9 protein-coding genes are annotated in these 11,898 nt (G+C 65.0%); 6 read left to right on the top strand and 3 right to left on the bottom strand.

Annotated features, from left to right (window positions below; translation table 11 throughout):
• Positions 1 to 350 precede the first annotated feature (350 nt).
• Positions 351 to 2,192 carry a bifunctional tRNA (5-methylaminomethyl-2-thiouridine)(34)-methyltransferase MnmD/FAD-dependent 5-carboxymethylaminomethyl-2-thiouridine(34) oxidoreductase MnmC gene (gene mnmC, locus QCE62_RS15125; RefSeq protein WP_309919284.1) on the bottom strand — a complete coding sequence of 614 codons (1,842 nt, stop codon included), beginning with the start codon at positions 2,190 to 2,192 and terminating at the stop codon, positions 351 to 353.
• Positions 2,193 to 2,796: 604 nt separating this feature from the next.
• Between mnmC and QCE62_RS15130 the strand changes: the two genes are divergently transcribed.
• The gene (locus QCE62_RS15130; RefSeq protein ID WP_008352404.1) at positions 2,797 to 3,075 is read left to right on the top strand and encodes an HU family DNA-binding protein; all 279 of its coding nucleotides are present in this window, start codon (positions 2,797 to 2,799) and stop codon (positions 3,073 to 3,075) included.
• Positions 3,076 to 3,215: 140 nt separating this feature from the next.
• Here QCE62_RS15130 and QCE62_RS15135 read toward each other — a convergent pair whose 3' ends face one another.
• Both QCE62_RS15135 and QCE62_RS15140 read right to left on the bottom strand, forming a co-directional pair.
• The gene (locus QCE62_RS15135; protein WP_309919286.1) at positions 3,216 to 4,490 is read right to left on the bottom strand and encodes a GTP-binding protein; all 1,275 of its coding nucleotides are present in this window, start codon (positions 4,488 to 4,490) and stop codon (positions 3,216 to 3,218) included.
• 150 nt (positions 4,491 to 4,640) lie between these two features.
• Positions 4,641 to 5,096 (bottom strand): lytic transglycosylase domain-containing protein, encoded by a 456-nt coding sequence (locus QCE62_RS15140; RefSeq protein WP_309919289.1) that lies wholly within the window; start codon positions 5,094 to 5,096, stop codon positions 4,641 to 4,643.
• Positions 5,097 to 5,718: 622 nt separating this feature from the next.
• Here QCE62_RS15140 and gspD point away from each other — a divergent pair.
• The 5 genes from gspD (at position 5,719) to gspG (ending at position 11,889) form a co-directional block, all read left to right on the top strand.
• Complete coding sequence (gene gspD, locus QCE62_RS15145; protein ID WP_309919292.1) at positions 5,719 to 8,097, top strand: type II secretion system secretin GspD; 2,379 nt, start codon at positions 5,719 to 5,721, stop codon at positions 8,095 to 8,097.
• Entirely contained in the window at positions 8,094 to 9,590 is a 1,497-nt protein-coding gene (gspE, locus tag QCE62_RS15150) for a type II secretion system ATPase GspE (protein WP_309810993.1), read from the top strand. Before gspD ends, gspE begins: the two co-directional genes overlap by 4 nt.
• Positions 9,591 to 9,617: 27 nt before the next feature.
• A complete protein-coding gene (gspF, locus tag QCE62_RS15155; protein WP_309919295.1) occupies positions 9,618 to 10,835 on the top strand; it encodes a type II secretion system inner membrane protein GspF in 1,218 nt (405 codons plus the stop codon).
• Positions 10,835 to 11,248: a hypothetical protein gene (locus QCE62_RS15160; protein ID WP_309811001.1), complete on the top strand. Its 414-nt coding sequence runs from the start codon at positions 10,835 to 10,837 to the stop codon at positions 11,246 to 11,248. The genes gspF and QCE62_RS15160 overlap by 1 nt, the downstream gene beginning before the upstream one ends.
• A gap of 170 nt (positions 11,249 to 11,418) precedes the next feature.
• The gene (gene gspG / locus QCE62_RS15165; RefSeq protein ID WP_404987337.1) at positions 11,419 to 11,889 is read left to right on the top strand and encodes a type II secretion system major pseudopilin GspG; all 471 of its coding nucleotides are present in this window, start codon (positions 11,419 to 11,421) and stop codon (positions 11,887 to 11,889) included.
• Positions 11,890 to 11,898: the final 9 nt, after the last annotated feature.

Genomic DNA, 11,898 nt, shown 5'->3' on the forward strand with positions numbered 1-11,898 from the left:
GAGGTAAAAGCGACTGCCATATGCTGAAGCGGATTGGCAATGCTGACCGGAGACATGAAGCGACGGGGTGAAATGGTTTGCCTTGCTGCCGTCGGACAGCTCCGCCTTCAGGTGTTTACAGGTTTACTGTATATACAAGTAGTAGTAGTTAACAAGCGCTGCCGCGCGCTGTGGATAACCGCAATTTTGTCTTTTCAAACAATGAATTGGGAGAAGCACAAAGGCGCGGTAAACATGTTCGTCCGCGGCGGTTAACCTGGAACAACTTTGGGCGAGTAAACCGGAACCCGCGGGTTGTCCCGTTTACATGCACAACGAGTTCACACGCGTTTCACCGGCAATCCGCCGCGTTATCCACAGACCGGCGGGGACAACTCATCGGGGTCGATCTCGCCATGGCGCAGCGCCCGCAGCAGGAAGCGGGCGGGATCGACGGCCTCGGCAAGGTCGCGCTCGATAGGCCAGGGCTCGCCTTCGATCTGCGCCGCCACGAGCTCAGCGGCGAGGCTTGCCCAGATCAGTCCGCGCGAGCCGAACGCGAACGCGCCGTATAGACCCGGCATGCGCGGCAGGTCCAGCGGCCAGGCGCCGGACAGCCGCCGCGCGTCGCGGCGGGCGGCGGCTTCATCGGCGAACTGGCCGATCATCGGCATGCGGTCGCTGGTCACGCAACGGAAGGCGACGCGCCCGCCGCGAACCGTGTCTTCGGTGAACCTCAGCCCAGGGAGCATGCCGGCGACGCGTGCGCGGTTCTCGACATGTCCTTCCGCGTTCAACTCAGGATCGGGATCGTCGATGTCGTAGGTCGCGCCGATCAGCGTGCTGCCTGCGCCGAGCGGCACCGCATAGCCTTCGCCGATCACCGGCACGCGCAGCGCATCGAAGTCGGGTGACTCGAGCATGCTCAACTGGCCGCGCACGATGCGCGTCGGCTGCCCGTGGAGACCGGCCAGGCGCGCGGCATCGCGCGCATTGGCGAGGATCATCGCCGGCGCGCGGGCGATCTCGTTGCCGCTGCTGTTGAAGGCTCGCCACAGCCCGTCTTCACGAGCGATGCGCGCCACTTCGATATTCATACGCATGACCATTTGCGCGGCAGACCCGGCCAGTTGCGCGGCGCATAACGCAGCGGGCGAGATTGCGCCGCCTTGCGGGAAGAACCAGCCGCCGCGCGCAACCTCGACGCCTGCCATGCGCGAAGCTTCGTTTTGCGTCATCGGCTGCACATACTCCGATGGATACGCAAAGCGCGCGATGGCGGCCGCGAGGGCCTCCGCGTCTGCGGGCGTATCAGCGATCTGGAGCAGGCCGGCGCTGCTTCGGCGCAAGTCGTGTCCGGCGTGTTCGAGCGGGCGCCAGCGCTGCAGCGCGTGGAGAAAGCCGGCGCGGGTGAGGCGGGCGGCGACGCTGTCGTCGCGCCAGACGATCGGATGGAACACGCCTGCCGGATTGCCCGATGCATCGCGCGCCGGCTGTTCATGCCGGTCGATGAGCGTCACGCGGAAGCCGCGCGCGGTCAGCCGCGATGTCACCGCACAGCCGGCCAGTCCCGCGCCGATGACGATGGCCTCGCGCGCGCCGTCGCCGTCGGGTAGCGGCGGTTCATGCCGACGCACGCGCCAGCGCGGCGCGAAACGTCCCTTGACTTGCTGGCTGGCGCCCGAGGCATGGCATACGAAACCGGCCGCTTTGAGCGCGCGTTCGAACGTCGCATGGATATCGACGGACGCGTTGATGCAAACGGTCGCGTCGTCGCTGGCGAGTCGCGCGAGCGACTTGCACAGCGTTCTCGCATCACGCACGTCTGCGTCGCTCGCATCGGCGTGCAAGGCATCCGCGCGCAGCCATAGCTTCGGCAGCATCTCCTGGCGCTCGCCGACCGCAAGCGTCAACACGACCCGGCCGTCCGCAAACTCCAGGCGATGCAGGCCCGGCACGCGCATCGGCCAAGCGCGCTGCAGCTCGGCTTCAAGGGGCGAACCCGTGTTCGCCGGAGGATGATCGAGCGCGGCGAGCGGTGCGACGGCAACGACATGGAGACGCTCGCAACGCGCTTCGTCGTCAAGCCAGCCTTGCCACGCGGCAAGAAAGCTTTTGCAAGGCGTGAAGGTCAGATCGACGACCGTGAAGACGCGCCGGCCGCGCCAGCGTGCGGGCAGGTCGTGCGACGGGAGAAGCGAAGGCCCAGTCATGCGCTCGGTCATGGGGATGGAGGAAAGGCGCGTTGGCGAGCCAAGGATTCGACGGAGATCAAGTGCGGCATGGGTTGTGCGGCTCGCCTTGGGCTTGCGACGCGCTTGCACCTTCCCGAAGACTGGGACCGACCGACGACCGGACCCATGGCCTTGATGAAAGTGCTTGCAAGAGCGCTGCACGGCCCTGGGCCGCAGCCGTCAAACCCAATGTGGGCAAGGCTGAGAGCGAGGGCGGGGGAAGTGGGCGGGAACGTTGGCAAAAACCAACGGCATCTTGTGATGAGGGATCCGTTTTTGCCACAAGCGTCGAAAGTCGATGTCCCACGCTGAAAAACCCCGCCGGAAGCCCGAAAAATATAAGGGTAAATCTTTGAAACCCTTATCCTGATTGGGTTTGCGCTGCGCTATCATACCAAGCGCTGCCTACAGAGGCGGCGTGAAGGCGACGATGTGGAGCAACGTCCGTGAAGTGACGCCGGAGAACGTCAAATCGTCGGGCGGGCCTGTCAGAAGGCCGTCCCTACTCGACGGCACGGCTTGCGCACGTATAATCGGCGCGTTCGCGCTGTTCGTGTCAACCTAAACTGATAAAGGAACCTTAATGAACAAACAGGAATTGATCGACGCCGTAGCCGCTCAGACCGGCGCCAGCAAGGCTCAAACCGGCGAAACGCTGGACACGTTGCTCGAAGTGATCAAGAAGGCTGTCTCGAAAGGTGACGCAGTGCAGTTGATCGGCTTCGGCAGCTTCGGTTCGGGAAAGCGCGCAGCGCGCACCGGCCGCAACCCGAAGACTGGCGAGTCCATCAAGATTCCGGCCGCAAAGACGGTCAAGTTCACGGCTGGCAAGGCATTCAAGGATGCAGTGAACAAGCGGTAAGTTTCTTGCCGATTGTCCGGCTACCCGTGGTAGCCAGTGATACATGACCCGCCTTTGGCGGGTTTTTTTTGTCTGCGCTCATTGATGCTTTGCCCGGCGACGACACGCCGCAGGCGTGCCGTCTTGCCGGTCAGTGCCGGTCAATGCCGATGATCCTCGCAACCGCAGTCGGGACCATGATCGTGGTCGTGGTGATCGTGATCGTGATCGTGGTCTTCGATATCCCACGCAGGGAACGGATCGGCCAGATGCTTCCAGCCATCCGCGCCGAGCGCCCATTCATCGTCGGTGAGAAGACACGCGTCGAACGTGTCCTGCCAGTACGCCGGATCGAGATCCAGGCCGATCAGCACCAGCTCCTGGCGACGGTCACCGATGCTGTTGTCATCCGGATCGCCAACCCATTCCGCGACGATCTCTGCTTCGAGCTCGGGATCATCGGTGGGCCATTCGCTGCGATCCTGCGCCGCCCACCACACGCCCGCCGGCCCATGCCGGCACGTGCCGCCCGCCTGCGACAGCGAACCGCCCACTTCACTGCGCGTCGCGAGCCAGAAGAAGCCCTTGGCGCGCAGCACGCCGGTCCATTCGCGATGCAGCAGGTGCCATAGACGCTCCGGATGGAACGGCCGACGCGCCCGATACACGACATGACCGACTTCAGTGACGTCCGCTGCATCGTCCGGATTCGTCGATGGCGCTTCGTCGAGGATGGCAAGCCAGCCCGGCGCGCTTGCCGTTGCATCGAGATCGAAGCGTCCCGTGTCGAGAATTTCGCCCGGCGAAACGATGCCGGATTGCGTCGTGATCTGAAGCGCGCGCGGGTTGAGCGCGTGAAGAATTCGCGCGATCTTCTCCGTCTCCGCGGCATCGACGAGATCGGTCTTGTTGATCACGATCACGTCGCAGAACTCGATCTGCGCGATCAGCGTTTCCACGACCGTCCGGTCTTCCTCATCGTGCGCGCCTGTCTGCAGTCCGCGTTCGGCCAGCGAGTCCGACGACATGTAGTCACGCAGGAAATTCGCGGCATCGATCACGGTGACGAAGGTATCGAGCGCCGCGTGGCCGGCGAGTGTGGCGTCATCGTCGTCGCCGAACGCGAGGTTCTCGGCGATCGTCATCGGATCCGCGGCATGCGATGTCTCGACCAGGATCGCATCGAAACGCTGCTGTTCGGCAAGCCAGGTGATGGCGCCTTCCAGCGCGGACATGGATTGATCGCTCAAGGTGAGCAGCAGTCCGCCGTTGGGAAGCTCGGTCGTTTCCTGGTCGGCGGCCGGCGGGGCCTTGCCGCACGTGATCGCGCCGATGCGTACGGCTTCGGTATTGGCAAGCAAGGCATCGACGAGCGTGGTTTTACCCGCGCCTGTGAATCCCGACAGCACGGTGATCGGAAGGGGCGATTGGTTCATTGCAGTGGACCGGACGGGGAAGAAGGCGCGCAAGCGCGGGTCCGCTGCGCTGCGCGCGGCGCGGACGATCGAAGAGGGGATTTTGCATCAATTGCGCCGGACGCGGATGCGGGCGCGGGTGATGTCAGGGATGAGGGACCGCGCGCCCGCTCAGCGCTTGGCTTCGACCAGCTTCCAGCGGCGCAGGATCTCGATGATCTGGGCCGAGTACTTGTCGCGCAGCGCAGGCGTTTCGGAATGGTAAGCGCCGACCGCCTGCCATGAATTGCCGTACTTGTTCATCTTCTGGCGCAGATGCCACGCAGCGACGTAGACGCTCTTGCACGGCTGCATCAGCGTGCCGCTGGAAATGCCGTATTGAGCCAGTGTGTCGAGGTGGATGGAGTTGATCTGCATCAGGCCGTAATCAGTGGACCCGTTGGCGTTCTTGTTGATCGCGTCCGGCCTGTTGTGCGACTCCTGCCAGGCGATGGCGCGCAGGATGAGCGGATTGACCTTCTGATACTTGGCGGCTTCGTCGAAGCAGTCCGCGTGTGCGGAAGCGGCCGCCAGCAGCGACCCGCATAACGCGACGCATGACACAAGTCTGCGCGTGATTCTCTTCATCTTCTTTCTGCTCCATCCGCCCATGCGGAACGTCATGCCGCCGTTGCGGCGCCTTGGCGCCAACGCCAAACAACACACGTCCGCGGCCGGGTTCGCAGGCTCGAAGGGAACCAATGTTTCGGGAAAACCCACCCTTTTCGAGACAGCCCGTCAAGCGGAACCGACCGTATCATACCGGCTGATGTTTCTGGTACTAAGTTGGCTATCAGACATACGCCAATGCGCGCGCGAGAAGGCCGTTCGCGTGCAAGTGTGCCAGACCTGCAGTTGGCTGTGCGCTAAATGTATGAATATTAAGAGTTCTGGACGCGCTACAATTCGGCTCCCGCGCAAATCGGCTCGTTCCTGAAACCTGTTACGAGCATGGTCTGACGGCAAGTTCCTTGAAGGCTTGAGCGCTGGAATGCATCGCGCGATGCAGCTTCAGACAGATTGCGATCTGGTACGAATTGGCATAATTTCGTTACATAAAGCTGTTATCGTCATATTTTTTTACCCGACTGAGACCGTGCGCCCCGCGCGTCCGATCGCGGTCGGCAGCGCATCCCGCTGACGGGCAGCGCTGCCTTGGCCGGCTTCCCGGTGATCCGGCTCTGATATCACATCCATGAGAAGACAACCTATGGCACTGCGTCGCATCGCGACGGCACTGCTGGCGGCGGGACTCATCGTCGCCCAAGTCGCGCACGCGCAAGTGACGTTGAATTTCGTCAACGCGGATATCGACCAGGTCGCCAAGGCGATCGGCGCCGCCACCGGCAAAACCATCATCGTCGATCCCCGCGTCAAGGGGCAACTGAACCTTGTTTCGGAAAATCCGGTTCCCGAAGATCAGGCGCTGAAGACGCTACAGTCGTCGCTGCGCATGCAGGGCTTCGCGCTCGTGCAGGATCACGGCGTCCTGAAGGTCGTGCCCGAAGCCGATGCCAAGCTGCAGGGCGTGCCGACCTACGTCGGCAATACGCCGGGCGCGCGCGGCGACCAGGTGATCACGCAAGTCTTTCAGTTGCGCAACGAATCGGCCAACAACCTGCTGCCGGTGCTGCGCCCGCTGATCTCGCCGAACAACACCATCGCGGCCTATCCGGCCAACAACACGCTGGTGGTCACCGATTACGCCGACAACATTCGCCGTATCGCGGGGATCATCGCGGGCGTGGATACGGCGGCGGGCCGCGAGGTCGATGTCGTCACGCTGAAGAACGCGAACGCCATCGATGTCGCCGAGCAGATGAACAAGCTGCTCGATCCGGGCACGATCGGCAGCACCGACGCGACGCTCAAAGTCACCGTCACGCCGGACGCGCGCACCAACTCGCTGATGTTCCGCGCGTCGAGCAGCGCGCGGCTCGAGGCAGCCAAGGCGCTCGCGAAGAAGCTGGATGCCCCGACCGGCCAGCCCGGCAACATGCACGTCGTCACGCTGCGCAACGCCGACGCCACGCGCCTCGCCAAGACGCTGCGTGGCATGCTCGGCAAGGGCAGCGGCTCCAGCGACAATTCCAGCTCGTCGAACTCGAACTCGAATAACGGCTACGGCAACAGCGGCGGCGGCCTCGGCAGCAACTCGTCGCTGTCCACCGGCCAGTCCGGCGTGCCCCCGCTGCCGGGCGGCCTCGGTTCGTCCAGCTCGGGCAGCGGCAACAATCCCTTGACGGGCGGCAGCGGCAACCGCGACTCGAGCTTCTCGTCGAACAAGGACAGCGACAACGGCAACGATCAGGGCGGCGGCATGATCCAGGCGGATTCGGCGACGAACTCGCTTATCATCACCGCGCCGGATCCGATGTACCGCAACCTGCGCGCCGTGATCGACCAGCTCGACGTGCGCCGGCCGCAGGTCTATATCGAGGCGCTGATCGTCGAGCTGGATGCGACGTCCAATGCAAGCCTCGGCATTCAGTGGCAGGGCGCATTGCTGTCCAACAGCGGCAATAACGCGCTCTACGGCAGCACGGGCTTTCCGACTGTCTCGGGCACGAGCAACAACATCGTCGATCTGACGCTGGCGGGCGGTGCGGCCGCGCAGAATACGTCCGCGCTCACGGCGGCGACCGGCTTGCTCGCTCCGGGCCTCAACGTCGGCTTGCTGCACCGTTTCGGCAGCCTGTTCGGACTGGGCGGCCTGCTGCAGGCGCTGGCGACGTCCTCGGACGCCAACGTTCTCTCGACGCCTAACCTCATCACGCTGGACAACGAAGAAGCGAAGATCATCGTGGGCCAGAACGTGCCGGTGGCGTCGGGCTCCTACTCCACGCCGACCGCGAATACGACCACCGGGATCAGCGCCTTCAACACGTACGATCGTCGCGACGTCGGCGTGGTGCTGCACGTCAAGCCGCAGATCACCGACGGCGGCGTGCTGAAGCTCCAGGTCTACCAGGAAGACTCGAGCGTCGACGCCACGACCGTGAACAACGTGTCCGGGCCGACCATCAACACGCGTTCCGTGCAGTCCACCATCATGGCGGACGACGGCGAGATCGTCGTGCTGGGCGGCCTCATGAAGGACGAGTACGACAGCAGCACCAGCAAGATTCCGTTGCTTGGAGACATTCCGTTCATCGGCAGCCTGTTCCGCAGTGAAAGCAAGGTCCGCACGAAGACCAACCTGATGGTGTTCCTGCGGCCGGTGATCGTGCGCGACCAGGCCACGTCCTCGCAGATCGCGAACACGCGCTACGACTACATGCGTCAGCAGCAATACGGCGCGACCTCCGACAACCGCCTCATCAAGGACCAGAACGTCCCGATGATTCCGCCGAAGCCGCTCGGCCCGAGCGAAGGCGGCGGCGCGCCGGCCGACAACCTGCTCGACTGGAGCAGCATGGCGCGCGGACCGGGACCGAGCACGACGCTGCCGCAGAACCCCGATGCGGGACCGGCGCCGCAACCGGTGCAGACAGCGCCGCAGTCCACGTTGCCGTCGCAGAACAGCTATCCGGCGCCCGCCGGCGCAGGCGGCAATACAGGCAACGGCCAGACCGGAGTACGGCCGTGAGCACGGTGAACGGCGCAGAAGGCGCGCACGACCACGCGAGCACGGCGGCGTCGCCGCTGGCGGCGCGGCTCGTGCCCTACGGCTTCGCGCGCAGCGGACAGATCCTGCTGGCGCACCAGCATCCGGACGGCATCGAGGTCTGGATCAGCGAGCGCACCAGCGACGCCGCGCTCGCCGAGGTCGCGCGCAACTTCGGCGCGCTGTCGATCGTGCGCAAGTCGTCCGACGAACTCGCCGCCGCCATCAACGCCGCCTATGCGCGCAATGACGGCAGCGCGGCGCAGGTGGTGGGCGAGGTGGAAGGCGAGGTCGACCTGTCGCGCCTGATGCAGGACATTCCGGAAGTCGAGGACCTGCTGGAGTCGGAGGACGACGCGCCGATCATCCGCATGATCAACGCGCTGCTTACGCAGGCGGCGCGCGAGCAGGCGTCGGACATTCATATCGAGCCGTTCGAGAATGCCTCGGTGGTGCGCTTTCGCGTGGACGGCACGCTGCGCGACGTCGTGCGCCCGAAGAAGGCGCTGCACGGCGCGCTGATCTCGCGGATCAAGATCATGGCGCAGCTCGACATCGCGGAGAAACGTTTGCCGCAGGACGGGCGCATCACGCTGCGCGTCGGCGGACGTCCGGTGGACGTGCGCGTCTCCACGCTGCCCACCGGCCACGGCGAGCGCGCGGTGCTGCGTCTGCTGGAAAAGGACGCACAGCGCCTGAATCTCGAAACCCTCGGCATGGCGCGCGACACGCTCGTCCACTTCGACAAGCTGATCGGCCGGCCGCACGGCATCGTGCTCGTGACGGGGCCGACCGGCTCCGGCAAGACCACCACGCTGTATGCATCGATGTCGCGGCTGGAGACCACCACCACCAACATCATGACGGTGGAGGATCCGATCGAGTACGACCTGTCGGGCATCGGCCAGACGCAGGTGAACGAGCGCATCGGCATGACCTTCGCGCGGGCGCTGCGCTCGATCCTGCGTCAGGATCCGGACATCATCATGATCGGCGAAATTCGCGATCTCGAAACCGCGCAGATCGCCGTGCAGGCGTCGCTGACGGGCCACCTGGTGCTCGCGACGCTGCACACCAACGATGCCGCCTCCGCCGTCACGCGTCTCACCGACATGGGCGTGGAGCCGTATCTGCTGGCGTCGTCGCTGCTGGGCGTGCTGGCGCAGCGGCTCGTGCGGCAGCTGTGTCCGGTGTGCAAGGAAGAGCGCGTGGAAGAAGACGGCGTGCGCCACTGGCATCCGGTGGGCTGCGAGCGCTGCGGCCAGTCGGGCTATGTGGGCCGCCGCGGGGTCTATGAATTGCTGCTGATCGACGACACGATCCGGCCGCTCATCCACCGCAACGCCGCCGATGCCGAGATTCTCGAAGCCGGCCGCAAGCAGGGCATGCGCACGCTGCGCGAGGACGGCGACCGCTGGCTGGCCGCAGGCGTTTCGTCGCTCGAAGAAGTGCTGCGCGTGACCGGCGGCGATTAAGAGCGAACCAGCGCGGAGAACCAACGTATGCCGGCTTTTCGTTTTGAAGCCATCGATTCGGCGGGCAAGACCCAGAAAGGCGTGCTCGACGCCGACAGCGCCCGCGCCGCGCGCAGCCAGTTGCGCACGCAAGGGCTGACGCCGCTCGTCGTCGAAGCGGCGGGATCGCGCACGCGCGGCGAACGGCAGCAGCGGCTGTCGCTCGGGCGCCGTCTGTCGCAGCGCGAGCAGGCCATCCTGACGCGCCAGCTGGCGAGCCTGCTGATCGCCGGCCTGCCGCTCGGCGAGACGCTCGCCGTGCTGACGGACCAGTCCGAGCGCGACTACATCCGCGAACTGATGGCCGCGATCCGCGCCGAAGTGCTCGGCGGCCATTCGTTCGCCAATGCGCTCGCGCAGCATCCGAAAGACTTCCCGGAGATCTATCGCGCGCTGGTGGCGGCGGGCGAGCATACCGGCAAGCTCGGTCTGGTGCTGTCGCGCCTGGCGGACTACATCGAGCAGCGCAACGCGCTCAAGCAGAAGATCGTCCTGGCGTTCACCTATCCGGGCATCGTGACGATCATCGCGTTCGGCATCGTGACCTTCCTGCTGAGCTACGTCGTGCCGCAGGTCGTGAACGTGTTCGCGAGCACGAAGCAGCAACTGCCCTTCCTCACCATCATGATGATGGCGCTGTCCGCCTTCGTGCGCAGTTACTGGTGGGCGATGCTGATCGGCGTGGCGCTGTTCGCCTGGATCGTGAAGAGCATCCTGGCAAGGCCCGGGCCGCGCATGTCGTTCGACCGCTGGCTGCTCGGCGCGCCGCTGGTCGGCAAGCTGGTGCGGGGCTACAACACGGTGCGCTTCTCCAGCACGCTCGCCATCCTCACCGCCGCCGGCGTGCCGATCCTGCGCGCGCTGCAGGCCGCCGGCGAAACGCTCAGCAACACGGCGATGCGCGACAACGTCGACGACGCCATCGTGCGCGTGCGCGAAGGCTCGTCGCTGTCGCGGGCGCTCGGCAACACGAAGACCTTTCCGCCGGTGCTGGTCCATCTGATCCGCTCGGGCGAGGCGACCGGCGACGTCACCACGATGCTCGACCGCGCCTCCGAAGGCGAAGCGCGCGAGCTCGAACGCCGCACGATGTTCCTGACGAGCCTGCTCGAACCGCTGCTGATCCTCGCGATGGGCGGTGTGGTACTGGTGATCGTGCTCGCGGTGATGCTGCCGATCATCGAACTGAATAATCTGGTGCAGTAATGAACGCCTTGCAAACCCGACTCTTGTCGCTGGCCGCCCTTGCGCTCTTTTGCGTGACGATCACCTACTGGGTCGTCACGCTGACCGCGCGCCAGACCACGCCGCTGCCCGGCGCGGCCGCGACGCGCACGCCTTCGGTCGAGCAGGCCGCGACCATCTTCGGTGGACGGCTCGAACGCCAGGCCAACTCCGACGTCCACCTGTTCGGCATCCTGGCGCTGCAGGGCGGCGCCGCGGCCATCGTGAGCTACGGTGGCGAGCCGGCCAAGGCGGTGTCGCTCGGCGGGCCGCTCACGCAGGGCGTGAAGCTGTCGGAGGTGCGCGCGCGCTCGATCATCATCGAGCGCAACGGCGTGAAATCGGAGATTTTCCTGCCGCAGAATCCGCCCGGGCCGACCATCTGGGTGCGCTGAACGCGGCGCGGTCCGGCTCGCTGCGACGCGATGCCCGCATGCGGCGGCCACGCATGATGAAAGCGGATCGATAGAATGAGCGGCGGCGGCGTCCCACGCACGGCCGCGCGATTGTTTCAGAACACCGGACGCGAGAGTCCGGAACGTTATTTTCAATTGAAGAGGGTGTTATGCATATGTTGACCCAACGCCGCATGCGGCTTCAGCAAGCCCAGGCGCAAGGTCGTCGCCAGCGCGGCTTCACGCTGATCGAAATCATGGTCGTGATCGCGATTCTCGGCATTCTCGCCGCGCTGATCGTGCCGAAAATCATGAGCCGTCCGGATGAAGCGCGCCGCGTCGCCGCGAAGCAGGACATCGGCACGATCATGCAGGCGATGAAACTCTATCGCCTCGACAACGGCCGTTATCCGACCCAGGAGCAGGGCCTGCGCGCGCTGATCGAGAAGCCCTCCACCGAACCCGTGCCGAACAACTGGAAGGACGGCGGCTACCTGGAGCGCCTGCCTGCCGATCCGTGGGGCGGCCAGTATCAGTATCTGAATCCCGGCGTGCACGGCGAGATCGACGTCTTCAGCTACGGCGCGGACAACAAGGCGGGCGGCGAGGGCAACGATGCCGACGTCGGCTCGTGGCAATGACCGTCCGGC

The sequence above is a fragment of the Caballeronia sp. LZ033 genome (assembly GCF_031451265.1).
In the GTDB taxonomy this organism is placed as follows: Bacteria; Pseudomonadota; Gammaproteobacteria; order Burkholderiales; family Burkholderiaceae; genus Caballeronia.

Bases quoted from the DNA above. Each gene is read 5' to 3' on its own strand.
- QCE62_RS15160 (WP_309811001.1), top strand. From the start codon at position 10,835: ATGAACGCCTTGCAAACCCGACTCTTGTCGCTGGCCGCCCTTGCGCTC.
- QCE62_RS15140 (WP_309919289.1), bottom strand. From the start codon at position 5,096: ATGAAGAGAATCACGCGCAGACTTGTGTCATGCGTCGCGTTATGCGGG.
- mnmC (WP_309919284.1), bottom strand. From the start codon at position 2,192: ATGACTGGGCCTTCGCTTCTCCCGTCGCACGACCTGCCCGCACGCTGG.
- gspF (WP_309919295.1), top strand. From the start codon at position 9,618: ATGCCGGCTTTTCGTTTTGAAGCCATCGATTCGGCGGGCAAGACCCAG.
- QCE62_RS15130 (WP_008352404.1), top strand. From the start codon at position 2,797: ATGAACAAACAGGAATTGATCGACGCCGTAGCCGCTCAGACCGGCGCC.
- gspD (WP_309919292.1), top strand. From the start codon at position 5,719: ATGGCACTGCGTCGCATCGCGACGGCACTGCTGGCGGCGGGACTCATC.
- gspG (WP_404987337.1), top strand. From the start codon at position 11,419: ATGCATATGTTGACCCAACGCCGCATGCGGCTTCAGCAAGCCCAGGCG.
- QCE62_RS15135 (WP_309919286.1), bottom strand. From the start codon at position 4,490: ATGAACCAATCGCCCCTTCCGATCACCGTGCTGTCGGGATTCACAGGC.